Annotated in this window: 28 protein-coding genes, 1 pseudogene and 1 riboswitch; of the genes and pseudogenes, 7 read left to right on the top strand and 22 right to left on the bottom strand. The window is 24.9% G+C overall.

Going from position 1 to position 24,548, the window contains the following annotated elements; translation table 11 throughout:
• Positions 1–81 precede the first annotated feature (81 nt).
• From ABCP60_RS02900 to ABCP60_RS02890, 3 genes are all read right to left on the bottom strand, one after another.
• Entirely contained in the window at positions 82–789 is a 708-nt protein-coding gene (locus tag ABCP60_RS02900) for a metal-dependent hydrolase (protein WP_195237061.1), read from the bottom strand.
• Between the two features lie 183 nt (positions 790–972).
• Positions 973–2,301 (bottom strand): NCS2 family permease, encoded by a 1,329-nt coding sequence (locus ABCP60_RS02895; protein WP_343101202.1) that lies wholly within the window; start codon positions 2,299–2,301, stop codon positions 973–975.
• Positions 2,302–2,380: 79 nt separating this feature from the next.
• Positions 2,381–2,481: riboswitch (purine riboswitch) on the bottom strand.
• A 137-nt stretch (positions 2,482–2,618) separates the two neighbouring features.
• A complete protein-coding gene (locus tag ABCP60_RS02890) occupies positions 2,619–3,581 on the bottom strand; it encodes a GIY-YIG nuclease family protein (protein WP_343101201.1) in 963 nt (320 codons plus the stop codon).
• A 126-nt stretch (positions 3,582–3,707) separates the two neighbouring features.
• Here ABCP60_RS02890 and ABCP60_RS02885 point away from each other — a divergent pair, with 126 nt between their 5' ends.
• Positions 3,708–4,166 carry a hypothetical protein gene (locus ABCP60_RS02885; protein WP_092926353.1) on the top strand — a complete coding sequence of 153 codons (459 nt, stop codon included), beginning with the start codon at positions 3,708–3,710 and terminating at the stop codon, positions 4,164–4,166.
• 329 nt (positions 4,167–4,495) lie between these two features.
• Here ABCP60_RS02885 and ABCP60_RS02880 read toward each other — a convergent pair whose 3' ends face one another.
• The 9 genes from ABCP60_RS02880 to ABCP60_RS02840 form a co-directional block, all read right to left on the bottom strand.
• On the bottom strand, positions 4,496–5,101 hold the full coding sequence (locus tag ABCP60_RS02880; RefSeq protein WP_092926355.1) for a superoxide dismutase: 606 nt from the start codon (positions 5,099–5,101) through the stop codon (positions 4,496–4,498).
• A 168-nt stretch (positions 5,102–5,269) separates the two neighbouring features.
• Positions 5,270–6,340, bottom strand: coding sequence for a hypothetical protein (locus ABCP60_RS02875; RefSeq protein WP_343101200.1), 1,071 nt, complete (start codon positions 6,338–6,340; stop codon positions 5,270–5,272).
• Positions 6,341–6,913, bottom strand: a complete 573-nt coding sequence (locus ABCP60_RS02870) for a helix-turn-helix transcriptional regulator (RefSeq protein ID WP_343101199.1) — start codon at positions 6,911–6,913, stop codon at positions 6,341–6,343.
• A 338-nt stretch (positions 6,914–7,251) separates the two neighbouring features.
• Complete coding sequence (locus ABCP60_RS02865; RefSeq protein WP_166505202.1) at positions 7,252–7,548, bottom strand: YciI family protein; 297 nt, start codon at positions 7,546–7,548, stop codon at positions 7,252–7,254.
• A 267-nt stretch (positions 7,549–7,815) separates the two neighbouring features.
• A complete protein-coding gene (locus tag ABCP60_RS02860; RefSeq protein ID WP_343101198.1) occupies positions 7,816–8,892 on the bottom strand; it encodes a S41 family peptidase in 1,077 nt (358 codons plus the stop codon).
• Between the two features lie 642 nt (positions 8,893–9,534).
• Positions 9,535–10,518 (bottom strand): linear amide C-N hydrolase, encoded by a 984-nt coding sequence (locus ABCP60_RS02855; protein WP_343101197.1) that lies wholly within the window; start codon positions 10,516–10,518, stop codon positions 9,535–9,537.
• 839 nt (positions 10,519–11,357) lie between these two features.
• Complete coding sequence (locus ABCP60_RS02850) at positions 11,358–11,522, bottom strand: hypothetical protein (RefSeq protein ID WP_330615155.1); 165 nt, start codon at positions 11,520–11,522, stop codon at positions 11,358–11,360.
• A 260-nt stretch (positions 11,523–11,782) separates the two neighbouring features.
• Positions 11,783–11,995, bottom strand: coding sequence for a hypothetical protein (locus ABCP60_RS02845; protein ID WP_240275965.1), 213 nt, complete (start codon positions 11,993–11,995; stop codon positions 11,783–11,785).
• 622 nt (positions 11,996–12,617) lie between these two features.
• On the bottom strand, positions 12,618–13,010 hold the full coding sequence (locus ABCP60_RS02840; protein ID WP_343101196.1) for a hypothetical protein: 393 nt from the start codon (positions 13,008–13,010) through the stop codon (positions 12,618–12,620).
• Positions 13,011–13,230: 220 nt separating this feature from the next.
• Between ABCP60_RS02840 and ABCP60_RS02835 the strand changes: the two genes are divergently transcribed.
• A complete protein-coding gene (locus ABCP60_RS02835) occupies positions 13,231–13,941 on the top strand; it encodes a manganese catalase family protein (RefSeq protein ID WP_166505194.1) in 711 nt (236 codons plus the stop codon).
• Between the two features lie 211 nt (positions 13,942–14,152).
• On the opposite strand, the gene ABCP60_RS02830 is transcribed toward ABCP60_RS02835, so the two are convergent.
• The 4 genes from ABCP60_RS02830 to ABCP60_RS02815 form a co-directional block, all read right to left on the bottom strand.
• The gene (locus ABCP60_RS02830; protein ID WP_343101195.1) at positions 14,153–15,193 is read right to left on the bottom strand and encodes an anti-sigma factor domain-containing protein; all 1,041 of its coding nucleotides are present in this window, start codon (positions 15,191–15,193) and stop codon (positions 14,153–14,155) included.
• Positions 15,194–15,207: 14 nt separating this feature from the next.
• Positions 15,208–15,858: a sigma factor gene (locus ABCP60_RS02825; protein ID WP_343101194.1), complete on the bottom strand. Its 651-nt coding sequence runs from the start codon at positions 15,856–15,858 to the stop codon at positions 15,208–15,210.
• Positions 15,859–16,076: 218 nt separating this feature from the next.
• Entirely contained in the window at positions 16,077–16,748 is a 672-nt protein-coding gene (locus ABCP60_RS02820; RefSeq protein ID WP_195581007.1) for a DUF4956 domain-containing protein, read from the bottom strand.
• A gap of 15 nt (positions 16,749–16,763) precedes the next feature.
• Complete coding sequence (locus ABCP60_RS02815) at positions 16,764–17,477, bottom strand: polyphosphate polymerase domain-containing protein (RefSeq protein WP_240275970.1); 714 nt, start codon at positions 17,475–17,477, stop codon at positions 16,764–16,766.
• Positions 17,478–17,836: 359 nt separating this feature from the next.
• Between ABCP60_RS02815 and ABCP60_RS02810 the strand changes: the two genes are divergently transcribed.
• The 3 genes from ABCP60_RS02810 to ABCP60_RS02800 all read left to right on the top strand — a co-directional run bounded on the left by ABCP60_RS02810 (position 17,837) and on the right by ABCP60_RS02800 (position 19,444).
• Entirely contained in the window at positions 17,837–18,226 is a 390-nt protein-coding gene (locus ABCP60_RS02810) for a DUF2500 domain-containing protein (protein ID WP_330615387.1), read from the top strand.
• Between the two features lie 106 nt (positions 18,227–18,332).
• A complete protein-coding gene (locus ABCP60_RS02805; RefSeq protein ID WP_195581006.1) occupies positions 18,333–18,776 on the top strand; it encodes a hypothetical protein in 444 nt (147 codons plus the stop codon).
• Positions 18,777–18,829: 53 nt separating this feature from the next.
• Complete coding sequence (locus ABCP60_RS02800; RefSeq protein ID WP_092926379.1) at positions 18,830–19,444, top strand: hypothetical protein; 615 nt, start codon at positions 18,830–18,832, stop codon at positions 19,442–19,444.
• A 339-nt stretch (positions 19,445–19,783) separates the two neighbouring features.
• On the opposite strand, the gene ABCP60_RS02795 is transcribed toward ABCP60_RS02800, so the two are convergent.
• From ABCP60_RS02795 to ABCP60_RS02780, 4 genes are all read right to left on the bottom strand, one after another.
• Positions 19,784–20,197: a universal stress protein gene (locus tag ABCP60_RS02795; RefSeq protein ID WP_195237047.1), complete on the bottom strand. Its 414-nt coding sequence runs from the start codon at positions 20,195–20,197 to the stop codon at positions 19,784–19,786.
• 451 nt (positions 20,198–20,648) lie between these two features.
• Positions 20,649–21,176, bottom strand: coding sequence for an MBL fold metallo-hydrolase (locus ABCP60_RS02790; RefSeq protein ID WP_343101193.1), 528 nt, complete (start codon positions 21,174–21,176; stop codon positions 20,649–20,651).
• A 57-nt stretch (positions 21,177–21,233) separates the two neighbouring features.
• Complete coding sequence (locus ABCP60_RS02785; RefSeq protein ID WP_243239967.1) at positions 21,234–21,383, bottom strand: hypothetical protein; 150 nt, start codon at positions 21,381–21,383, stop codon at positions 21,234–21,236.
• Positions 21,384–21,497: 114 nt separating this feature from the next.
• Complete coding sequence (locus ABCP60_RS02780) at positions 21,498–22,145, bottom strand: VanZ family protein (RefSeq protein WP_207733510.1); 648 nt, start codon at positions 22,143–22,145, stop codon at positions 21,498–21,500.
• A 238-nt stretch (positions 22,146–22,383) separates the two neighbouring features.
• Between ABCP60_RS02780 and ABCP60_RS02775 the strand changes: the two are divergent.
• Positions 22,384–22,587 (top strand): annotated as a pseudogene (locus tag ABCP60_RS02775) (helix-turn-helix domain-containing protein).
• Positions 22,588–22,849: 262 nt separating this feature from the next.
• Entirely contained in the window at positions 22,850–23,323 is a 474-nt protein-coding gene (locus tag ABCP60_RS02770; RefSeq protein WP_343101192.1) for a GNAT family N-acetyltransferase, read from the top strand.
• Between the two features lie 107 nt (positions 23,324–23,430).
• Here the strand turns inward: ABCP60_RS02770 and ABCP60_RS02765 are convergent, their stop codons facing one another.
• Both ABCP60_RS02765 and ABCP60_RS02760 read right to left on the bottom strand, forming a co-directional pair.
• Positions 23,431–24,066 (bottom strand): hypothetical protein, encoded by a 636-nt coding sequence (locus ABCP60_RS02765; protein ID WP_092926391.1) that lies wholly within the window; start codon positions 24,064–24,066, stop codon positions 23,431–23,433.
• A 48-nt stretch (positions 24,067–24,114) separates the two neighbouring features.
• The gene (locus tag ABCP60_RS02760; RefSeq protein WP_092926393.1) at positions 24,115–24,474 is read right to left on the bottom strand and encodes a PH domain-containing protein; all 360 of its coding nucleotides are present in this window, start codon (positions 24,472–24,474) and stop codon (positions 24,115–24,117) included.
• Between the last annotated feature and the right edge of the window lie 74 nt (positions 24,475–24,548).

Below are 24,548 nucleotides of genomic sequence, written 5' to 3'. Positions count from 1 at the left end.
GATATAAAAGGTCTACCCCAATAAATTAGGCATAGACCTTTTATATATTTTTAAATAATAATCTATATATTATATTAAACTTTAAGTAAACAATATAATTAAACAAAATATCGTTATAATATTACAAATTGCACTTACTATCCCTTCATGTTTACCAGTTTTAATATTTGCCACACTTATTCTATGTTTGCTGTATGGGTAAAGTATTGGTACACCTGTTGGGTTTAGCATATCTAAAAGAAGATGACTAATATATCCAACAGTCACTCCCCAAGCAAATATGTCTAAACTATTATAAATCATATTAGAAAATATTGTACATAAAGCTATTAACACTATTAAAGATGGATATTCTAAATCTAATAACTTTTTTATTTTTTTGTTATGTACAAATTTAGGTCTCATTGAGTTTAGTGCTGTATCTAATGCTATCCATATTAAAAAACCACTAATTATTCCTATTGCTACTCTTGATGTTATGTCTTTAGTGTAGAAATTTTTAAGTATATATATGCCACCAAGGGAAAGTATAGCTACTATAAGTGCTGCTACTAAGGTATGTGTAAATCCTCTGTGTTCTGTATGCTTTGCTACAAATTTAGATATTGGCTTTAATTTTTTACCTACCTCACTACCTTTATGGTCTATATCTGGTAGTAATGCTCCAAAAGATGCTCCTGTAACTAACATTACACCTTGTTCTATTGATATATTTTTAAATCCCCCTAGTGCTACCACCGTAAGAGTTGCTAGCGCTACTCCACCACACTTATGTGTTGTTCCATTCATTATATTTCTCCTAGTCTATATACTATCTTTTATTTAGCTTATCCTAAAGCTATTAATTCTAATTTTAATACTTATATAATATACACATTAAAATCTACTTTAGTCAAATAATTATTATATAATAAAAGAGCTTCTTAAAATATTTAAAATTTTAAGAAGCTCTTTTAATTTTATTTAATTATATTAACTAAGCATTAAATTTAATACAGATAATGCTCCTATTATCCAAAGAGTTACACTAATCTTTTCAGTTTCCTTAGAAACAACATGCATTATAATGTATGAAATAAATCCAAAACATAATCCTATACTAATGCTATAAGTAAGTGGCATTAATAAAACTGTAACAAATGCACTAACAGCAATCTTGCTATCATTAAAGTCAACTTGTCTAATACTTGAAAACATAAATACTCCTACCATTACAAGTGCTGGAGATGCAGCATAAGATGGTACTACACCTAAAAGTGGTGTAAATAGTAATGTTACTAAAAATAGTAAAGCTGTAACTACTGATGCAAGACCCGTTCTAGCACCAGCTGCTATTCCTGCTGCTGATTCTCCAAAAGTAGTAACAGTACTTGTTCCAAGCATAGAGCCTATTAAAGTAGAAGTAACATCTGCATATAACATTCTTGATAAACCTTTTATGTTTCCATCCTTATCTTCAAGTCCCATTTGCTTGCAACAACTTATTAAAAACGCTAAAGAATCAAACATATCTATAAACATAAATGAAAATATTGGTCCTATTAATGAAAATTTAAGTGCCCCTAATATATCAAGCTTAAAAGCAACTGGCGCTATACTTGGAGGAGCTGAAATTATAGATGTAGGAAGTTCTACATATCCTAATACTATAGATAAAACAGTTGTTACAATAATACTTATTAAAATTCCACCTTTAACTTTTTTAACTTCAAATATTCCCATTAAAACAAGTCCAAATAAAGCTATTAAAACTGTTGGTGTAAAATCAGCTAAAGCAACTAATGTATCAGGATTACCAACTATTACTCCCATACCTTTAAGTCCTACAAATGATAAAAACAATCCAATACCTGCAGCTGATGCTATGCTAAGTTCTTTTGGTATTGCATCTGCAATATATTTTCTAACTCCAGTTATTGCTAAAATTAAAAATATCGTTCCAGATATAAATACAACTCCTAGAGCTTGTGTCCAGTGAACCCCTTCTCCAATAACAAGTGAATATGTGAAAAATGCATTAAGCCCCATACCTGGTGCAAGTGCAAAAGGTGCATTACCTAAAAATGCAAATATTAATGTTCCAATAGCAGTAGCAAGTATTGTTACAGTTATAAGTGCTGATTTATCCATCCCTGCATCAGATAATATTGCAGGGTTTACAAATACTATGTAGGCCATAGTTAAAAATGTTGTAACTCCACCTATTACTTCAGTTTTTGCATTTGATCCACGTTCAGTGTATTTAAATATTTTATCTAAAAAAGATAAAGATGCCTTACTTTGTTGTTTTTGTGCTATCATACTTTCCTCCTAGATTTTAATTTTAAAAAAAGATATATATTCTAATTGAATAGAACATATATCTTACAAATCTAGTCTATAAGTATGTGTAGCTATTCATAGCAAACTCATTTACGGCGAGTTCGTAGAAACATATGGACCATATCACCATATTATACGAATAATATATCTATATTTTGAATTAATTATACATCATCACTGAATTTTTATCAATATTTTTATTTAAAGGTTTGTATTTTTAATAAAATTTTAGTTATATTTTCATATTTTAATATATAATTTTATATTATTTTTCAAAAATTAAATTAAAATCCGAACTATTTTATGTAATTATAAATTATATTCATAAAATCTAAATCATACTTATCTACACACTCATTAATATCATCATTTATATAGTTTTTTTCATCTACATTCTCTTTTATATATTTTTCTTTGTCAATTTTATCAATTACATCTTTTTTAACTATCTCTGACTTTATTATTTTTCCTCTATAGATAATATATATTTTATAAATGTCCTCACTAACTTCATTTAATGCAATTTTTATATTTTTGTCTATACTACTATTTATTACTTTTTGCTTATTAATTAAGCTTTTTATCTTATCCATATCGTCTTTTATCTTAGATGCTTTTTCAAAGTTAAGACTCTCTATTTCTTTATTCATATTATCTTTTAGTATACTAAGTATATTATAACTCTCGCCTTTTAAATCACTTATTACTAATTTTATTATTTTATCATATTCATCTTTAGATATTTTTTCTCTACAAGGTCCTATACATTTATTTAAGTCATAGTTTATACACTTATTCATTTTTTTGCATCTTCTTAGTTTATAGTTTTCGTTTAGTATTTCTTTTATTTTCTCTAGGTTACTTAACTTTGTATATGGACCAAAGTATATGCTATTATCATCTATTTCTTTAGCTACTTCAAGGTATGGGTAGTCTTTATTTGTATCTATTTTTATATATGAGTAATTTTCATGGTTTTTCATTAGAGTATTGTACATTGGCTTTATTTTCTTTATATACTCACATTCTAGTAATAGTGCATCTAGTTCTGTATCTGTCTTTATTATTTCTATATCATGTATTCCCTTTACCATTCTTTGTATCTTTCTTGAGTGATTTTTAGAATTTGCAAAGTAGCTTTTTATTCTATCTTGAAGCTTTTTTGATTTTCCTACATATATTATATTGTTATTTTTATCTTTCATAAGATATATACCTGGTGTTTTTGGAAAGCTATTTATTTTTTCTTTTAAATTCATAATATCCTCCAATAGCTTATTTTTTATGATTATACAATAAAAATGTAGATAGTTTAATGATTTATTGATTTAAATGTCTTATTTTGTTAGACTATTATATATTATTGTTTAAAGGAAGGATATATTATGGGGAAAAAAATTTATACATTAATAATTATTGCTGTAGCTATAGTAATTATAGCTATTCCTGTGTACTTCATATATTCTATATTTTTTGTAAAATCTACTTCTAAAAACTTTGAAACAACAGGTATTATTACTGAAATGGAATTTGAAGAGGGTAAATGGGAAACAAAAGAAGTTACTAAAAAGGTTAAACAAGAAGATGGAACAACGAAAAAAGTAAAGGAAAAGAAAAAAATATACGATTATGAAGAATGGGACTTAGAAATTGAATATACTGATAGTGAAGGTAGGGAAAGAGTTTATAAAGAGGAGCCAATCGAAAAGTCTGATTTATATAAAAGCTTAGAAAAGAATAATTTAAAAGTTGGAGATAAGGTGAAGTTATTAATTGAAGAACGTTTTAGAGGGGATTCATTGGTAGGAACAGATATAATAGGTGTAATAGAAGATAAAAAATAAGGAGGAACGATTCGTTCCTCCTTATTTTTTAATATTTCATCATGTCTGGTATAACACCTCTTACTTCACCACAATTTACATCAATATTATATTCATCTGAATTATGCTTTTCATATAGTAGCTTTTTACCTTCATCTACTAAATCAAATATAGCATATGCTAATTCATTTTACAGTATATAATTATCCATTTCACAAAGACTATGATAAATTAGTTAGATAAAATCCCACAGATTTTAGAACCTATTTATAATAAGTGTGAAGTTAAAAATGTTTCTGATGAGGTAGCTCTTACTTATCTTTATATGTTATTTTATCTCAAAATAGCATCTACTTCTCATATAATTTTTCGACTTTGCTCCAATCAATTACATGCCATATATTTTCAACATACTCAGCTCTACGATTTTGATAGTTTAAATAATAAGCATGTTCCCAAACATCTATTGTAAGTATAGGTGTTAACCCTTGTTCAAGAGTTGTATCTTGATTAGATGTAGCTTTTACATATAAATTTTTATTTTCATCCATAAGTAAAGATGCATAACCTGAACCAAACTTAGATATAGCAAGTTTGTTTAACTCACTCTTTAAGTTCTCAACACTACCGAAAGTATCATTTATCTTATTTAGTAAATCTCCTTTTGGTATTTCGCAAGGGTTTGGAGATAAATTTGCAAAATATAAATTATGATTGTAAACTCCACCACCTTGATTTATTACAGACTGTCTAATTTCTTCTGGTAAACTAGATACATTTTTTAATATATCTTCTAATGTTTTTCCTTTAGTAAATTCTTCATAGCCTTTTAATATATTATTTAGATTATTAACATAAGTTTGAAGATGCTTTCCATAGTGAATTTCTAAAGTATCCTCGTCTATATACGGTTCTAAATCGTGAAATCCATAAGGTAATACTATTTTATCAAACATTTTAAACACCTCTTATTTTAATGCTCGTACTTATTAAAAAACATAAGTATCTAATTCCTATTGATTTTTAGTAAATACTTCATTATTATATTTTTATTTTCTTATATTTATACCCAAGTAAAATATATTTAACAATATTTTAGTTTGTTTTCTAATTTTTAATCTTATTTATATATTATTTTTATTTACATATATTTTAACTTCACTTTCATTAATTTCATATCCAATCAACAACTTCTTAACTATCCCCATAATACTATTAGCATTTAGATTTATCTCTAAATATAAATCTACTTCACTTAAATAATACGGTGCTTTCATAGTACTACTTTCTCTTGCAAAGTAAAGTCTTTTCTTTCCTCTTATGTCCATAGCCACTTTTATAAACTTTTCCTTATCTCTATCTATTAAATAATCACACACTTTTATATAGATATCTTTCCAAAATGAAACAGTTATTTTATTGCTCTCTATTTCTATACAGTTTGGAGATTTTCCTGTAAAATCAGAATCTAATCCTAAACACTCACTGTTTATATCTGTACTAGGAGAATTTTCACCCTCATCTTTTATACCTTCTGGTCTATCCACATCTAATATATCATTTAATTCTTTTTCTGATACTACTTTGTCTAGCCCATTATGTACCACTTGATTTATCTTTATGCTATGTAATACTACTCGTACAAAATCTTTGAAGTTTTTATTTATACTAAATAACTTGTTTATAGTTTCACCATCAAGTTTTTCTTTTCTTCTTGGTTGAATTAATATTTCACTATCTTCTACATTAATCAAATTTAATTTTATAATTCCTATATTAAATGCACTAGATAATCTCTTTATCTCTTGCATTAGTTCTATATCATCAGTATTTATATCAACACCTACCAAATACCCTTCATTTGCCCAACTAGAGTTAGATACAGCCTGGAAAAATTGTTCTCTTAATGTTTCTATAGTTATAGTTTTTTTTAATTCAAAAGAGTATATAGTAGCTCTATTTATAAAAAAGTTACCACAAAGTTCTAATACCTTTTCATCCCAATTTTCAACTGGTAAATTAAAACCAACTATATCTGGATGTAACCATTCACTTTTTCCTTTTCCTAATTTAGTTGATACTTCGTGAAATATAGTTTTTGTATATATGTTCATCTTTTTAGCAAGATACCTTACTAAAAATGGATGTAATTCTCTTTCATGTATATCATTTAAATCTATATGTATATTGCTCATTTACTTCTCCTTCTTTATTCTATCCTCAGCTTCCTTCATCTTAAGCTCAACAGTAAACAATAAAGCCCTTACAAGGTCATCATAAAACTCCCTCTTAAAATCATCAAAATATGTATAACTATCAAAGCTTATAACACCATTGTTCTCAACACCAAACCTCTTGCAATACTCCCTATGGCACATTGATATAAGCCTTCTGTTAACTCCTAGATCCCTATTTTCGCAAAGTACCTTTTTTAACATTTCCTCTTTATCAAGATACTTAATATCCTTTTCCTTAAACATTCCATCTAGCTTTTTCATAGCCTTTTCATATACCTCATCACCAAATTTAATACCTTCTTCATAAGGAGGTGCTGCTTCTATTTCTAAATTAGCATCTTGTGCTACTTCCCAAAAGTCCATTTCAAGTTCATCTATAATACTTGTAAGTATTTTTAAATTAGGTTCTCTTTGCCCTTGTTCATATTTTGCTATTGCATGTTTGCTTATTCCAATCCTTTTAGCTAGTTCTTCTTGAGTTATATTTTTTCTTTTTCTAGCTTCTTTGAGTTTTTTTCCTAAATTATCCATTTTTATCACCCATTAAATAATAACCCATTTTGGGTTATTATTCAATATTATTGGGTTATTTATTAAATAAAAAAGAGGAACTTTTCGTTCCTCCTTATTAATAAATATTAACTATCTTATTCTAAACTCTTTAATTATAGTATAATTGTAAAATATATAAGAATAGAAAACTTACCAAATAAGATATATTTTGTAGAATATATAAACTAAAGAAATAACTGAACTTTAGCATTTATATATTTAAATCACTAAAGTACAGTTATTTTATAGTCTATTTTTAATTTTATCTACCCTTTACATACTAGTTTTATAAATACGTTCAATTAATTTTTTATAAATTAGTTATTAAACCATTCACTAGGTGATTGGTTAAAGTAATGAGGTAAAAATTCTATAACGTTGTAATCTTGTATACCAGAAAGTTTAAGTGGCTCATTAGATAGGTATTCATCTATTTTTTCAATAGATTCTGCCTTCATAACAAATAGTCCTCCACTCATATTTTCTTTAAGTCCAGCCATTAATATTAATCCTTCATCCATTGCCTTTTGAGAATAAGCCATGTGCTTTTTCATGATATTTTCATCAATTGGATTTTGATTTTTTAGTTTTCCTTCAACAATAAAATATTTCATTTTTATTATGCTCCTTTAACTATGTATGATAAATGTATTTAACTATCATTTTTATAGTTAGACTTAACTTATTTAAAATGATAAATACCCTTAAAAATACATTTAAAAACTATTAACTAAGCAAAATAAAATAACTCTATCATAGTTTTTGTAATATACATACTAAGATAGAGTTTGTAATTAAATTTAGTAAACTTCTACCACCCTTCTTTGCTATACTTATCTATTAATTCTCTGTACCTAGATTTGCTGAACGTATTACAACTATTAATTATCATTTTTTATATAATCGATTAAATCATCTAAGGAATTCATATATAAATCTAATGATGTTCCATTTTCTAAATTACTGCTTCCATCTGCATTTAAACCTTTCTCTGCTGTACTTCTAACGGCTAAACCACTATTTGGTAATTTAAATACTATAGGGTCAATACCTACGCCGTCCCCACCGCTATTTTCATTTCCTACAACTTTTGCCCAGCCACTATCTTTACAAAATATAGCCAATCCTTCAGCTGCTGAAAATACTCTTTTATCTACCAATAAATATATATTTCCATTATAACCTTCTTTATTTTTTATACCATCAAATATACTTTCATTAGAAAATTTTAATTTATATTCAGTGTAATATTTAAAATCTTCTATATTTCTCACTTTTTTTAACATATCCTTGTTAGGAAATTTATTTATATCCTTTAAATCATTTCCTCTTGCTTCATAATATTCTTTTGTTATTTTTCCATCTTTATGAAGTGCATATGTTGTGCTTTCATATGTATTGTTTACTATAGGACTTACTATATGGTCAATCCATAATTTACTATTACCACCTCCATTACCTCTTATATCTATAATATAGTCCTTATAATTATTAATCTCTTTATATAACTCATTTATTTTATTAATATCTTCATTAGTAAATTCTCCAAAACTATTAATTTTAATATACGCTATCTCATCATCAATTATCTTTGTTTCTATATTACCCTTATAATTTTTAGAAATCTTTTCATTAATTTTTTTATTTAAACTTTGTAAATTATTATTTTCACCTATGTAGTTTTTCCATTTTTTATTTTTATCTATTAAATCTTTATCATTTAAAACATTACCTTGATAGCTTCCTTTATATAAATTTATATACCAATCTATGCTATCTGGTGGTATTAGATTGGTATGACCATCTCCAAGTAAATTTATTAAAGTGTTCATTATGTTATAAAATTCTTCATTGCTATTACTGTTTTCTACTTCTTCTTTAAAAACATCATATAAATCTAAGTATTCTGTATTGTATTTATTATAAAATACATCGAAGTTGCCGTAATTTTCTTTCATTGTATTTATATAATAATCAAAATCCTGTACTTTTTCTTATTTAGTTAATTCTTTTAATTTATCATTACTGCTACATCCAATTAATAGACCTAATAAAAAAATTATTACAATTAATTTTATTATTTTCCTCATACAATCCACCTAATTAACCTTAATACAAGTAAAAGAATGTTTTTATATATTTACTTTGAATTTATAAACTTTAGTACCTTCTTTTTATATTTATCATTATAATCCAACCAAATCTTAACATGCTCACTATCATTAACCGTTATTTTGGCCATATACTTAGTAACATCGACATCATCATAACTTAATCTTATTTACGATATTTACCGTAAACAACAAGTAATTCATTCTTTAAATAAAGTATATATATTCTTAGATGAAAATTCATTTGTAATTTTTAATGGCTATAAACTTTGATTAAAATATAAACTTAAATAATAGGTATAACTAAAAAAGAGTATGTTTGCTGAAATTAATATATTTCAGCAAACATACTCTTTTTTAGTTGGTTTTAACGTATATAACAATATCTTATGTATTTTTTGCTTGTTATTACTATATACACTAAAACCATATGATATCTATATGTTAATGTTTTTTAATACTTTTTATAAAAATTATTTTCCTTAATTTCTAGTTAACTGAATAAGTTACTAGCTCATTTTCTCTGACATTTTCTAAAGAGAATTCCATTGTATCTATATGATTAAAAACACGTAAATATAATTTACCTAAATTTTGATCATATGCACACATATAACTTGAAAAATCTGAATCATCTTTATCTTCAAAGAAACGCATAACTCCCTTTGGAACCCAAACAGAATTTAAAATACTAAATAATTGAGCAGGTGCTTCTTCATCACTAACTTCTCCTATAAGATTTCTTAAATATACTGCACGTACAAATCTTGATGGTGAAGTATAATCTCCTGGTAATCCAAGTAGACCTGTACCATTTGAAATTGGCGTAATTGCTGTTTTATTGTTTAAATGATTTTGTTGTCTATTAAATCCTTGTACTTGAATATAATTTGCTAAATTAGTCATATGCCAATCGAATGTTGGATCATTAGCCATTACGCCTACATTATTATCAAAAACTCTAAAACGTCCATTATTTGTTGGTTCTAATACGACTGAATTACCCATTTTGTCTGTAAAAGTATAATGAGCAGTAATAGGGTTACCCTTACCTAACTCTCCTAATGAAGGAATATCATCACCAGTAACTGCAACTTTTGATATATTTTTCTTTATATCACTAACATTTTCAAAGTTGCTTAAAATCCAAGGAATTATTTCACCACTATTAATAGCTGTAAGACCTTCATTTTCTATGTTGTCTTTTTTATCCCATGTACATGCCTTTAAAAATAAAAGTCCTCCAGCAAGTCCTTTTTCATTTACTCCATCAAAAAATAAAGTAGATCCTGATAAATTTATACCTAAAAAAGCATATTTTGTTTTCCATGGTTTACTTTGTGTATCTAAAGTAAAATTTTTAGGAACAATAGTTACTTTTGAACCAATATCAAATGGATTAAAAGAAGTATCTAAAGTTCTTCCCCAATAAAAGTTATTTTTGTTGCTTGAAATGTGAACATGCGTACACATTTAACTCATCTCCTGTCATTTATTATAATCTTTTATTTAATATTTTTTATGCCCAAGATTATCCATTCAAAACAGAAAAATTTCTATTATTTATTTTCCCTTTAAGTTGTTATGTACTCTGTCGAGACATTCAATTGCTCTAGATCAAGCACTCTTCCTTATAAAAAACTATCTATTTTAATTTTGCTTATATACGTAAGTATTTCTTTTATCACCTATTCCTTAATCAATTTTTATTATTAAAGGACCGTGTATACTTGTTGTAAAGTTTTATTATATATACCCTGTTTAATTCCACTTAAATGTGTCCTAATGTCATTAACTTTATACAAAATACGTAACTAATCTCTAAAGTGAAATTTAGTAAATAGTTATATTATAATTAAATTACAAAGCATTTATTTTTCCTATAAAGTTTAGGAATAAGACAATGAATATAGATAAATTTCCTAATAATGAAATTAATAATATTGAATATCTTATAGTGAATACTTTATAAGGACAATTTCTATAATTGAATGTAAGCTTTTTTCCAGAATAAGATATCATAGCAAAAATTGTAAGTATTACTAATAATCCTTGTGCACTTACACTAAATAATTTAAATAAAGAATCAAGATTATTGTTTGTCCAAAATGAGTAATTCAATAAGCTTAAAATAGCGGTAATTATTGCAATTAATTGTGATATTTTAATCAGATCCTTTCTAGAAATCTAGTTTTTTTAATTATTATAATATATCATAATAATTAAACTAAACTTAAACTAAGCTTAAATTATTATTAAATTTAATTTTAACTAATCTTAAAAAACATTTAAAGATATCTAGAAAAATACTCTTAGAATCTTAATTTATCATAATTGTATGGGATACTTGTTCCAACCAATACATCTTCAATTTTATCTATTATTAACCAGTCATCCATCTTACTTTGTTTTTCAAATTCTACAAGACACATACATTTTTTATGCCAACGTTGCGTCTGTTTATTAGTAAGATTCAACTTCTCTTGATTATCGGTAAGAACAGTATTTATTTCATCTTCCGATAGCTTTACATAATTAGTATTTTGTATATGTACACTAAAACAGGTGTTTTCATGATAAATTTTAAAAATAGCTCTGTTAGATAACTTCGTGATAGATAGTAAGTAAAAAGGCTAGAAACATTGAAAATACATCAATTTCTAGCCTTTTTATATTTAAAAATAATAATTCGTAATATATTAAAATTGTTCATAAATCCAAGTGATAGATTGGTATATTATTTATCTTCTTGTTCATTTAAAATCAACCCATATTTCTTCATTAACACTAAGTATATAAATGATAATAAAGATCCTGCTAACCCGTATATAGCATCAACAATATCTTTCGTGTTTATAATGCTTAAAAATAATTCATATACAAAATTTCCTAAAATCAAACTTATACCTAATACAATTACATATTGAAATTTAATATCAAATAAGACCATAATATAACCATAAGCCAAGTAAAAAAGCATACTTAAAGAAAAATTTGATATATGTGAAGTAATAGTGTTATTAATAAATACAATATCACTATTAAAACTATTAATCCACCTAATGATAGTTAAAATGAAACAAAAACAAACTAATGCAAAATAACATATATTAAATTCCTTTTTTATATTGTATTTAGATTTTGGTTTCATATTATTCTCCAATTCAAATTTATATTTACTTAATAATATAATAAAGTTCTAATTCCCGTAATATAACGTTTGCAAACTTTATTATATTATACTAAATATTCAATTATTTTCCAATTACCAAATAATTGAATATTTTCATTAAATCATATGTTTTTTGAATGAAAAATAGAGTAATAATATTATTACTCTATTTATATTTATTTAGTTATAATATAATTTTAATTTCATATGCAGTATAGGGAATGGATTACCCTGTTCATCGAACTTAGATTTTTAGAAGTCTAGTAAAATATAACAAAAACAAGTTATTTATGAGTGTGTAAATGTTTGTCCCTTAATTAATATAAAAATTCCCTAGAATTGATTATACTGATTATTTTCTATAAGTTTTTACTATATATAAAAACTTCTTAGTGACTAGTTAAATTTTACGCTTAAAGAATATTAAATCTCCAAAATTTACTCCTACCGAGCTTCCAAAACTTATACTAAAAATACTACCTAAATTTATACTTGAACTTTTCAGAATAAACTCTAAAATAAATAATACTATAAATGAACATAAAAAATCTTTTAAAGCATTAATTAATCTTCTTTTTCTATCCATTGAATTTAAATATATGATTTTTATTATTAATGAAATTCCTCCTATGACTAAGCATGAAATAAAACTTATGACAAAAAAACTTATACTATACTGTACTATTTCTCCCTCTCCTATAATAAATCCATTAAAAATCAATACAAGTACGGAAAGTATAAATAGGTATGTTAATGCCCTTGTCAACTTAAATAATTTATTGTATTTATCCATCGAACCCCCCATTAATTTGTATTACTTTAATAATATATCTTTGAAAAATAATTTACAATCCATATAATAATTCTAAATATATCTTAAATTTTACTTTAGAAATTAATTATCTACTTTACATAAAGTTAAAATTAACACATTATTTATTCAAATAAGAATAATTTCCATTAATTTGGAAAATATATTTTTAACCAAAGATCAAATGGAGGTACATATTTAAATGTTTAAGCATGATAAAAAGTTATTAAGAGAAGTAAAAGTAGAAAAACCAAACCCTCAATATGCAGTTTTAATGCAAGAACAATTAGGTGGAGGTAATGGAGAGCTTAAAGCAGCTATGCAATATATGGCACAAAGTTTTAGAATAAAAGATCCTGTTATAAAAGATTTATTTTTAGATATAGCTGCAGAAGAACTTAGTCATATGGAAATGGTAGCTCAAACTATAAACTTACTTAACGGACATGATGTAGATTATAAGGCTGTTGATTCAGGAGAGATAGAGACACATGTATTAACTGGATTATCACCTGTATTAATAAATTCATCAGGAGCACCATGGAGTGCAAATTATGTAACTGTAACAGGTGATTTAGTTGCAGATTTATTATCTAATATAGCATCAGAGCAAAGAGCAAAAGTTGTATATGAATACTTATATAGACAAATTGAAGATAAATACGTTAGAGAAACTATTGATTTCTTACTTAATAGAGAGGAAGCACATAATGCTTTATTTAGAGATGCATTAAATAAAGTTAAAGGTACAGGCTCAAATAAAGACTTTGGGGTTACAGAAGATTCTAAGTTATATTTTGACTTATCTACTCCTGGGCCTAACCATGATACTAAAATAAATATTACTCCACCATCATTTGATAACCCTATAAATAATGATAGTATTCCAGTTGGAAAAAATTCTAAAAAGTAACATTAAGTATATCAATTTAAAATATACACTGTAATTAGGTATTTATAAAATAAAGTTAAAGCCCTTAGAACCCAAATAAATGGATTTCAAGGGCATTTTTCCTAGATATATTTACTTTAAATGTGTTTTAGATACTAATTGAAATTAAATTTATTTGTAAATTGTACCATATTTTTACATTTATTGTTTTTTAATTATAAGTCTATATTTTTTATTCATCATTATCATTATAATTATGATCTTTATCATCGTCTTTGTTATTATCTTTATATTTAAGATCTTTATCGTCATCATCTTCGTTATTATCATTATAATCACGATCTTTTTCATCATCTTTGTTATTGTCATTATAATCACGATCTTTATCATCGTCATATTTGTTACTGTCATTATAATCACGATCACTATCGTCATTATCTTTGTTGCTGTCATTATAATCACGATCACTATCGTCATTATCTTTATTGTCTTCATATCTATCTTCAAGTTCATCTTTTATTTCTTTATTTAAATAAACTGGAGTAGATTTATTTTTTAGTAGATTTATAAGCTCATCAACAGACATATTTTCTATAGTATCTTCTAATAAATCTTCATTTATTATCTCATCTGCTTTATATCTTCCAAGGCTTATCCCTTTTTCAATTGCCATTTCTCTATCTTGTGATGAACCATACATATAAACTATTTCAACTCCACTAAAGTTCTTTCTTATTATATTTTGGATACTTTTTTCAAATACTTTATTGTTTGTATTTTCTAAAAATGCAAATCCTACTATCATTGAATCTTTATTCTTTATATCTTTATTACTTTGTACATAGGATCTAATAATCTTAGTTGCTTCATCAAGACTTTTCCCATTTAAATCTTTCATATTCATTTTCTTTCCATCTTTATTTAAACCTTTTGCATTAACTACTATTTTATTCTCATCAACTTCAAGCCCTATACTTGGATTTATATCTAATGTTACTAATGCATATGGATTAGATATAGGCTCTTTGTCTTTACCTGAAAAGTTAAATATAATTATAAAGAAAATTGATGCAACTAATGCCAATGGCTTTATCCATTTTTTATTTTTAAATTCTATAACTTTGCTTTCTTTAATTATATCTTCTTCAGTAAATATAATTGCATCCCCAATCAATAGCCCCTTTTTAATTTTTATTTTTAACATATCCCCACTATTTATCATAACTATTGCATGGTCTTTATTTAATTCCATAACGATACCTTTGTAATACATAAGCTTAGTCACCTCTATTTCCCTATCCATAACATTAGATTTCTATATTTTTTAAAGAAAATTATTATAAGTGAAATTATAAACTTTTTACTTCTCTTTATCACTTTTTCTGTAACCATATATTTTAAAGAGATTTTTTTTATTGGAAGTCTCTTTTTTTCATACATAAAATCAGTAACCTCAAGGTCTTTACTTGCTTTCTTTGATACATTAATAGCATTTTCCCTTGTATCACGATGCTTTGGTGCTTCTTTTATTAAATCTTCCATTGTTAATTTAAATAAATTAAGTTCTTCTTTAAATTGTTGTATTTCATTTATAAGTTCTGTTTTATCTTCAATTGGATTATATAAGATATTATTTATGTCTATTCCTATCTCCTTATATAAATCTATTGATACAACATCAACCTTTTTTTTCTCTTTTGCTAAATAATTTTTTATTCTGCTTTCAATTACTATCTTTGCAAATGTTAAAAATGGACCTTTTTCTTGATTATATTTATCTAATGCTTCAACAAAAGCCATAAGGCCTATGCTAAATTCATCGTCATTTTCAATTGAAACATATTTACCTGTAACTTTTGAAATTGTATTTATTATAAATCCGATATTTTCTTCAACGATCTCATTTATATCACCATTTTGAAATACCTCTTTTGACATAATTTTTATTCCCATCCTGATTCTTAAAATATATTTGCTAGTTTTATATAATAAATAACTTTCTATTTAATTAACTATATACTTTTTGTTATTGATAAAATGAATTTTGATAATGTCCCATTACATTACTAATAGAAGTTTCTTGATTTAATTTATTAATTTGTATATCATCCAATAAGTAAAAGCAGATATTTTAATAAACTATCTGCTTTTGTTCTTTATATAACTTCTGTACTTGGTGCTAATACATTTACACTATCTATTTTTTCAAACTTTAGTAAGTCATCTATCAATAAATTATCTTGATTATTTGATACCTTTATCTCGTAAACTAGTTCAAAGGAATCACTTAATATATTTTTGGCTTTTATATTATTTTTAATTTTATATTTATCAAGTATCTCTTGAATTGTATTTAAATTAACTTCTTTACCTCTTATTACTAGCAATAATTTATTTCCACACTTGCTTTCTTTTCCCGTAATAATCATAAATAAAGCTATTAAACAAGAGCTTATTAGACATAAAAAAAGATTTTGTGTGGCTGATGCAAGACCTACTGACATACTCCAAAAAATAAATCCTATATCTCTATAATCTTTTATATTTGTTCTAAATCTTACTATTGATAATGACCCTAGCATTCCTAGAGATATGGCTAAATTACTTTGAATTAAATCCATAAGAACAGTACTTAGAAAAGCTATCATAACAAGTGTTATATTAAATTTCTTGTTATAATTTAGCGTATCATATGAAAGCTTATATGTATAATAAATTATTGCAGAAAAAACAATAGTCATGATAATACTTTGTATAATAAATTTTGGTGTTTGTGCATTTTGAATTATTGAGTTTATATCTATATTTCCTTTTAAAATTTGATTCATAATATCATCTCCTGTCTAATAATAATATCTATTTAATAATTGTCTTGATGTTCCATACTTGCTTGGAGGCTTCCCAATAAAATTACATTTTGATAAAATTTCTTGTATCTGATAAAACAAGAATCTATCATATTTAACTTCAAGAATAGTTTGATCCTTAGGCATAGCTTGTTTGAAGTTTATATCTTCATCAAATAAATTATAATTAAAGTTTGTATACCTTAAATTGTTATCAAGAGTTATTCTTGTATTAAAGCTTTCATGTGTGAATGCTCTCCTATCATACTCAACCATAGAAACTGGTCTATAATTATGAGTTTTCATTAGATTAAATGCATAATGTGAAAGAGGATTATTATTATATTTTAATAGTACAGAATAATCTCCATTTATTAACTTTATTGCATCTTCTTTAGAAATTGTTATACTTTCTTTTAATTCTCTGTCTAAATGTTTTCGCTTAATTTCAAACTTAGCAAAAGTATCCGTAGTGTTGTATATTCTTAGTCTTACACGCTTTCTTTTTTCAGTTTTTACTAACTTTTGTGTAAAATCTTCATTATCAATACTATCAAAATATACACTTCTTGTTTTATAGCCATTATAATCACCATATTTATCTGGAGTTAATACTTTACTTAAATAATTTAACAAGTAAATTCTATCTATAAGAGAAACTAAAAACTTTACTTCTTTTCTTGATACAGATAACATGTCAATATTACTCATATTTTCACCTCCTAAATTATCTTTCGATATATAATACAATTTTTTTTAAATATTTAGGGACTTTTTTCTAATATTAAAGAAATTTTTAAATAAAAATATAATTAATTTAGAATATACTGATACTATGAATGCTCATTTAAGATTTATCAAATAAATATATTTATAGATTTTACATAAAGTTAAAGCCCTTAGAATCTATTTATTTAGATTTTAAGGGCTTTTTTACTATATTTCTTTAGGATGTATTTTTTAAGAATAATCAAAAATGTATCTCTTTTGTTACCACATAAATGAATCTATAGTTTAAAATTAGCATAAATTACATTTTTAAAATATATACGAAATGAGGGGTATCTATTATGGATATGTATTTTTTTGATCCAACTTTTGACTTATTTAATGTCATGTTTTTTATAATCTTTTTTATTATTTTAGGTACAATTCTAATTAATACTATTAAAGGTGTTAATCAATGGTCTTACAATAATAAACAACCTATATTAGATGTAAAAAGTAAAGTTGTTTCTAAAAGAAGTGAAGTTATAAGACACGCTGGACATGTTGACTCAAATGGAGTACATCATAACGGAGGTTCATCTACAAACTATTATATTACATTTGAGTTTGAAAGTACTGATAGAATGGAGTTTAGTGTTTCAGGAAAAGAATTTGGTATGATTGTTGAAGGAGATGTAGGGACTTTGAAATTTCAAGGGAGTAGATATCTAGAGTTTAAAAGAGATATTTAATCTCCAGAATATGTTTATTTATAAATTTTTATACAGGTTTTATTGAATAGTATTTTTTTATAACAGCAACGAAAACATCTGTTTTAAAGGAGTGGGGGTAAGTTATATGAAAAAGTATATTATAATATTATGCTGTATTATATTTGGTTCTGTATTAATAATAGGATGTAGTAAAAATGAACAAGATGTAAAAAATAATTCTCCTATAATTAAAACATCTACGGCTAATAAAACAGAGATAGGGGAATTATTATTTGAGAAATATCTAAAAGATAGTTATGAGAATTATGTAAATGATGAAGGTGAAACTATAAATATACTTAATGACTATAATATAATTAGTTCTGAATTAACAGATACCCAAGGAAATGATACATTTTTGGTTGGAATACACTATGAAGTTCAAAGTATTGACGGATACTCAACTGTATTTATTACAGGCAATGGTGTTGAATATGAAGATAACTGGATAAAAGAAAAATATCAAATTGTAGAAGTTAAGAAAATAAGAAAAGATAAATATACGATAGTAGGTGTATATACTGGATAATAGGATTGGTGTTAATATCTACTTTATTCGATTATATATTGGGAGGTTATCACATGATAAAAACTAAAAACAAATTATTTGCTTTTTTACTAGGGTTATCAATTATTCTTGTTTTTAGTATATATATATATATGCACACTATATTTGAAAAAGATTCTATAAAAGAAGTATTAGAAACGTTCATCAAAGATGATTACAACTATAGTGGCGGAAAGAATGATTTTTCAACAGTTGGCAATGAAAATTTTAAAAAATATCTAATAGCAAGAAATACAGCAAAATCTACTAATTATAAAAGAAATTACACAAAAGTTCTTTCACAAAATTTTGAATTTGACTATAAAGTTTTTGTGAGGTCTGGTGATTGTGTAAAAGTTAATGTTTATATGCTTGAAAATTGTTCATATGAAGATGAAGATACTGGAGAAATATATGATGCTGGAGCAGGAAATGATTATGTAGTATATCTTTCCAAAATAAATGGAAAATGGAAGGTTATGTCTGCAACAATTAAAGTTGATGCTGATGCAGTAGATGATGAATTTGATGTAAATAAAGAATTAGGTTATGAAGGAAAAGAAACACATGAAAGTGTTGATAAAAACTTAAATAAAATGCTTAATAGACTTAATTATTTAAAAGAAGTGTATTCTAAGCCTCTAAAATAGAATATCTAATTATAAGTTAGATAATATATAGCTTTAACTCTTGGAATTTTAGTAGTAAGCTTTTGTTCACTTACTTTATTTATAAAAACTCTAAAGATATATATAATAATTCTTCATACATAAAGTTTATAACAAGTTTCTAAATTTAAATTCTCAAAAATAGTAAAAAAAGAGTGTATCTATTGAAATTGCTACATTTTAGTAAATACGCTCTTTTTTCTTTTTTATGAAATTTTATTTATTAATTATTATACTACTTTTGATTTATTTTTATCTATATTATTTGCATTTATTATATATTTTCTTTAATTATATAATCTTTAAAATTTAATCCTCTTACTATTCAGGTACTATAGTAACTGTACATTTAGATTTTTTTACCACATATAAAGTTACAGAACCTATAGAATCAATAAAGTTCTTTTTAGTAGATTTGGTCATTATTATTTCATCAAATTTACCATCTATTGATTTTGATATAATTTCTTTGCCTGGATCTCCCAATATCCAATATTTTTCTACTTTATATCCTTGCAATTTATTCTTAAACTTTTCTAACATAATACCTGCTTCTTTTTGAGATTTTTCTATCTTCATGTCTATAATCATTGGATTTGTAATATTAGTTAAGCTAATATCACTAACAGTTATCAATACTATTTCAACTTCATCTTTAGAAAAATTATTTGATACAAAATCTAAAGATTTTTGGCTTCTTTCTGTTCCATCAATAGGAATTAATATTTTTTTCATTTCTCAACACATCCTTTTTAAGAAATATTAACTGTATAATTAATATATTATCAGAAAATATTGTAGAAAAATAGTCTTTTTTGGAAAACATTTCCCAAATTATTATAAAAATTTAAAAATTAAAAGGAATGGTTATTATGCCAATGATTGAACTTATTGATTCTATTATAACTTCTAGAATAGGAGGATTTAGCTCATTGTTTTATAAGTATTTTATAAATAATAAAAATGATAAAATTTAAGAATGCAAATTTCAACTATTACTTAATTTTGTATTTAGGTAATAGTTTTAAAAAAATCTAATATCTTCAACCCTTGTAAAGCCTCTCAGAATAAAGAAATGTCAAACTTAATTTTATTAATTCATCTCTAAATGTATTTAAACCATTTTTAACTATATATATAGTATGCATACATTTAATAAAAATACCTATCCCATTACAATTACTAATTAGATTTCAATTTCTTGACCTGTTGATAAATATTTAATTTGATTTTTAAGGCGTTGTTTTAATATATTAAATGGCTTTATACCTGTACAGTGGTAAGTATAAAAATCCATATTTTTATTTGATAGTTTCTCGCTCATTAACTCAATAAATTCAAATCTCTCACTTTTCATTGATACAGGATTGAACAAGTGAAATCCAGCAATAGTCATATCTAAATTGTTACCAATTATCTTCTCTGCTGTTTCTATAATATTAGTTATACCACGATGAGAACAATCTGCAATAAGTGTATATTTATTGTTTTCTTTTAAAATAAGATTTTGCTCATGATTAAAATTATCTTGAACATATCTATCTTCTTCTTTTTTTAGTAGTGATTTATTTGAATTTGGAATTAAATTATTTCCTTTAACATTTGAAAATAAACATATACTATCATCTAATTTATAATTACCATCAATTAAAACAATTCTATGATTATTCTTAATTTTAGCATCTAGCCCTACATAATATTTTGCAAACTTCATTATTGAAGTATAGCCCGTGAGAAATAATAACTATATCAACATCAGAAATATCAATGTTTAGCTTTCTAGCGTTTTTATAAATGTATCATCTGGACCTACATCAAACAAAATACTATGTTCTCTAGTTTTAATATGTAAGCACAATCCATGTTTTTTCTTATATTCTTTTGATATTGTAGTATTCTCAACTAAAGTTGTTATTATCAAATATAATCCCCCAATCTTTTCCCCAATAAATTAGTATCTAAATTATTTAACATATAACCATCTGATTTATTGATATTATACAATACAAAAGTTATCTTTTTAATATATAATAGCTTAGTTAGGGAAAATATACCAATTGTACAAGAAAAATTCTCCTAAAACAGATAATATAAGATATATGATAGCCTCATTTTTAGATATTGACATAGTGGTTTTATATGTATCCATAGTATCTTCACTTTTAGATATAAAAGCAATTTCTTTATTTATGCTATTAAATAAATTGCTTACAAATATCCATATAAAATACCCCAAAACAGCACCTAAAGAATTCATTACTAAATCATCAATATCTGTAGCTCTATGGTTGAATAGTTGACAAATCTCAATTGCTAATGAAAAGCCTACTCCAGTTAGAAATACTCTAATAGGATTTCTAAATCTCTCCCAAATCAAAGGAAGTAAAAATCCTAAAGGCATAAACATAATAATATTTAAAATATAAGTCAAAATACCATTTGAGTTAAATAAAATTAAATTTATTTCTTCTAATCTAATAATTCCACTATATTGACCTATATCCCATACACTACCAATCCCTGCTACACTAATTGCTAAATAAATATAAATTAAGAAAATATATACCCATATTAAATGTGGTACTAGATATGTTTTTTCTTTTAAATCTCCCTGTTTTATAGCAAATATTTGGTATATTAAACAAGGTAATATTACACAAATAAATGGATAAAGACTCGACATAATTATAAGTTATCTCCTTTCAAAATTTGATTTGTTTATTAATATAAATACTAGCATAATAGTAATTTTTAAATATTAAGAAAATATTAAGAAGCTCTTAATATTTATTAAGATGTATTTTTTAAATTTAAGTCATAATATAAAATGAGTGTGATATATATGTAATATAGAGATATCAATATATCACATTAACAGGTGGCATTTTTAACTTATAAATTTGATACAGGAAACTAAAATTATGGCAAAGTTTATTAGTAATTAAAAAAAGTATCGTCAATTTAATGAATTAACCCAAGAAGAATTAGCTAATAAAGTTAATGTTAGAAGATAAACTATAGCTCGCTTAGAAAATGCAAAGTACAATCCTTCACTTGAATTAGCTGTTAGAATTTCAAAGGAGTTAAATACTCCCCTTGAAAAACTATTTATCTTTGAATTTTAAATAGTATTGAAAAATATTGTAATTAACCAATTAATAACTTAAAATATAAACTTGTTATACTAAATAATATATAAAATTATAAACAATAAAAAGACTAGAAAAAACTGGTCTTTTTTTATTTTGCTCTATTTTAAATAATTGTTGATAATTAATTACTTTTTTTAAATTAAGTTGTAATATAGATATATAAAGTTTTAAAAAGATATTTAATAAAGACCAAGTATGTATTTAAATTAAATAGAAATTTCGGAGGAAAAGAAATATGAAGATAAGGGAATATAAATCAAGTGATTGTGATAAAATAGCAGATTTGTTTTATAATACTGTTCATTTCATTAATGCAAAAGACTATACACAAGAACAATTAAATGTATGGGCTACAGGAAATATTGATATTTATAAATGGGATAAATCTTTTTTAAATAACTATACATTGGTTGCAGAAGAAAATAATATGATAATTGGCTTTGGTGATATTAATAATGAAGGATATCTAGATAGATTATATGTACATAAGGATTATCAAAACATTGGTATTGCTACTGCTCTTTGCGATAAATTAGAAAAGCGATACCATGTAGAATACATTATAACTCATTCATCCATAACTACAAAACCATTTTTTGAAAAGCGTAGATATAAAGTAATAAAAAAACAATTTGTTGAGAGAAATGGTATAAGGCTAACGAATTATATAATGAAAAAATATATAAATTCCAGTTTATCTGCATATTAAATGAATAATCTTAAATTTATAAGCATTTTACTCCTACTATAAATTTTATCTCTAGTATATAACACATCCAAATAAAAAAAGAGGAACGATTCGTTCCTCTTTTTTTATTAGTTATTTATAACGTACCCATCATCTGGAACAAATTTTATTGTAACTCCCTTTAGCTCTATATTAGTGCCATCCTTTAATACTACATTTTGTTCTTCTCTTTGATAAAAATCATCATTTCCACTTACGCCCATTATTAGATTTACTCTAAAGTCAGATGACATTACATTTCCTCCACCTTTTACAGCATATAAATCATATACACCTTCTGGTATATCCTTACCTACTAAATAAGTTCCATTTCCTAAAGTTATACTTCTTGCATCTAATTCAGCTTGTTTTTTTGCTTCTTCTTCTTTTTTCTTCTCTTTGGCTATTCTTTCTTGCTCTTTTTTATTTTCTTCTTCTTTTTTATGAGTTTCTATTTTCATAGCCTCTTTTTCTGCATCTTTCATTTCGAAAAATGGCTTTGCTTCATCTACTTTTGCTTGTAATTCATTTACTGTGTTCTTTGAGCTTTCTAGTTCATTACTTACTTTATCATACTTTGATTTTAATTCGTCATAGTCAGCTTTTGATACCATACCAGATGCTCCCATACCTATTCCTAGGAAAATTGCTACTACAAATGTAACTATATAGCTTATTACTTTCTTTGCACCCATTTCCCTAATTTTAGTTAAAAACTTATTCATATAATTGCTCTCCTTAATACAAAATTTATTATTCCTATTTAAAAATTTTTATACTGCATCACTTATTAATCTACCTATAGCCATTACATCTATGCCTTTGCCTAGTTCAAACTCATATTGAACACTACCTATTACTAACTTAACTTCACTATCTAAATCAAAACTTCCAGAACTCTCTATTGCATAGCTGTTTATTTTGTTGTAATGGAAAAACCTAAATTCTTTTTTCTTTCCTGTTAATCCTTGGATATTAAGCATTATTACTCTTTTGTCTGTAAATACAAGTTCATCTCTTATTCCTTTAAATGAGTATATTATTTCTTCATTAGTTCCTAAGAAGTGATTGAATCCTTCATGTTCTTTTCCCATATTTTCATATCCGAAAAATCCTAATTTTACTATGTTCATACTTTATCTCCTTTTCTTTATTGAATACCAGATATTGTTATTTTGATTTTCACCATATTAATTATACATATCTA

Source organism: Romboutsia sp. MSSM.1001216sp_RTP31141st1_G3_RTP31141_220114, from assembly GCF_039031195.1.
GTDB classification, from domain to species: Bacteria; Bacillota; Clostridia; order Peptostreptococcales; family Peptostreptococcaceae; genus Romboutsia_C; species Romboutsia_C hominis.
This window is presented reverse-complemented; position numbering and strand designations above follow the sequence as displayed.

What these genes read in the sequence shown, in the direction of transcription:
- ABCP60_RS02895 (WP_343101202.1), bottom strand. Translation starts at nt 2,301, where the DNA reads ATGATAGCACAAAAACAACAAAGTAAGGCATCTTTATCTTTTTTAGAT.
- ABCP60_RS02770 (WP_343101192.1), top strand. Translation starts at nt 22,850, where the DNA reads ATGAAGATAAGGGAATATAAATCAAGTGATTGTGATAAAATAGCAGAT.
- ABCP60_RS02815 (WP_240275970.1), bottom strand. Translation starts at nt 17,477, where the DNA reads ATGAGTAATATTGACATGTTATCTGTATCAAGAAAAGAAGTAAAGTTT.
- ABCP60_RS02885 (WP_092926353.1), top strand. Translation starts at nt 3,708, where the DNA reads ATGGGGAAAAAAATTTATACATTAATAATTATTGCTGTAGCTATAGTA.
- ABCP60_RS02875 (WP_343101200.1), bottom strand. Translation starts at nt 6,340, where the DNA reads ATGAGCAATATACATATAGATTTAAATGATATACATGAAAGAGAATTA.
- ABCP60_RS02900 (WP_195237061.1), bottom strand. Translation starts at nt 789, where the DNA reads ATGAATGGAACAACACATAAGTGTGGTGGAGTAGCGCTAGCAACTCTT.
- ABCP60_RS02835 (WP_166505194.1), top strand. Translation starts at nt 13,231, where the DNA reads ATGTTTAAGCATGATAAAAAGTTATTAAGAGAAGTAAAAGTAGAAAAA.
- ABCP60_RS02855 (WP_343101197.1), bottom strand. Translation starts at nt 10,518, where the DNA reads ATGTGTACGCATGTTCACATTTCAAGCAACAAAAATAACTTTTATTGG.
- ABCP60_RS02865 (WP_166505202.1), bottom strand. Translation starts at nt 7,548, where the DNA reads ATGAAATATTTTATTGTTGAAGGAAAACTAAAAAATCAAAATCCAATT.
- ABCP60_RS02860 (WP_343101198.1), bottom strand. Translation starts at nt 8,892, where the DNA reads ATGAAAGAAAATTACGGCAACTTCGATGTATTTTATAATAAATACAAT.
- ABCP60_RS02765 (WP_092926391.1), bottom strand. Translation starts at nt 24,066, where the DNA reads ATGAATAAGTTTTTAACTAAAATTAGGGAAATGGGTGCAAAGAAAGTA.
- ABCP60_RS02800 (WP_092926379.1), top strand. Translation starts at nt 18,830, where the DNA reads ATGATAAAAACTAAAAACAAATTATTTGCTTTTTTACTAGGGTTATCA.
- ABCP60_RS02820 (WP_195581007.1), bottom strand. Translation starts at nt 16,748, where the DNA reads ATGAATCAAATTTTAAAAGGAAATATAGATATAAACTCAATAATTCAA.
- ABCP60_RS02810 (WP_330615387.1), top strand. Translation starts at nt 17,837, where the DNA reads ATGGATATGTATTTTTTTGATCCAACTTTTGACTTATTTAATGTCATG.
- ABCP60_RS02830 (WP_343101195.1), bottom strand. Translation starts at nt 15,193, where the DNA reads ATGTATTACAAAGGTATCGTTATGGAATTAAATAAAGACCATGCAATA.
- ABCP60_RS02795 (WP_195237047.1), bottom strand. Translation starts at nt 20,197, where the DNA reads ATGAAAAAAATATTAATTCCTATTGATGGAACAGAAAGAAGCCAAAAA.
- ABCP60_RS02890 (WP_343101201.1), bottom strand. Translation starts at nt 3,581, where the DNA reads ATGAATTTAAAAGAAAAAATAAATAGCTTTCCAAAAACACCAGGTATA.
- ABCP60_RS02825 (WP_343101194.1), bottom strand. Translation starts at nt 15,858, where the DNA reads ATGTCAAAAGAGGTATTTCAAAATGGTGATATAAATGAGATCGTTGAA.
- ABCP60_RS02840 (WP_343101196.1), bottom strand. Translation starts at nt 13,010, where the DNA reads ATGGATAAATACAATAAATTATTTAAGTTGACAAGGGCATTAACATAC.
- ABCP60_RS02805 (WP_195581006.1), top strand. Translation starts at nt 18,333, where the DNA reads ATGAAAAAGTATATTATAATATTATGCTGTATTATATTTGGTTCTGTA.
- ABCP60_RS02780 (WP_207733510.1), bottom strand. Translation starts at nt 22,145, where the DNA reads ATGTCGAGTCTTTATCCATTTATTTGTGTAATATTACCTTGTTTAATA.
- ABCP60_RS02880 (WP_092926355.1), bottom strand. Translation starts at nt 5,101, where the DNA reads ATGTTTGATAAAATAGTATTACCTTATGGATTTCACGATTTAGAACCG.
- ABCP60_RS02760 (WP_092926393.1), bottom strand. Translation starts at nt 24,474, where the DNA reads ATGAACATAGTAAAATTAGGATTTTTCGGATATGAAAATATGGGAAAA.
- ABCP60_RS02845 (WP_240275965.1), bottom strand. Translation starts at nt 11,995, where the DNA reads ATGGTCTTATTTGATATTAAATTTCAATATGTAATTGTATTAGGTATA.
- ABCP60_RS02790 (WP_343101193.1), bottom strand. Translation starts at nt 21,176, where the DNA reads ATGAAGTTTGCAAAATATTATGTAGGGCTAGATGCTAAAATTAAGAAT.
- ABCP60_RS02870 (WP_343101199.1), bottom strand. Translation starts at nt 6,913, where the DNA reads ATGGATAATTTAGGAAAAAAACTCAAAGAAGCTAGAAAAAGAAAAAAT.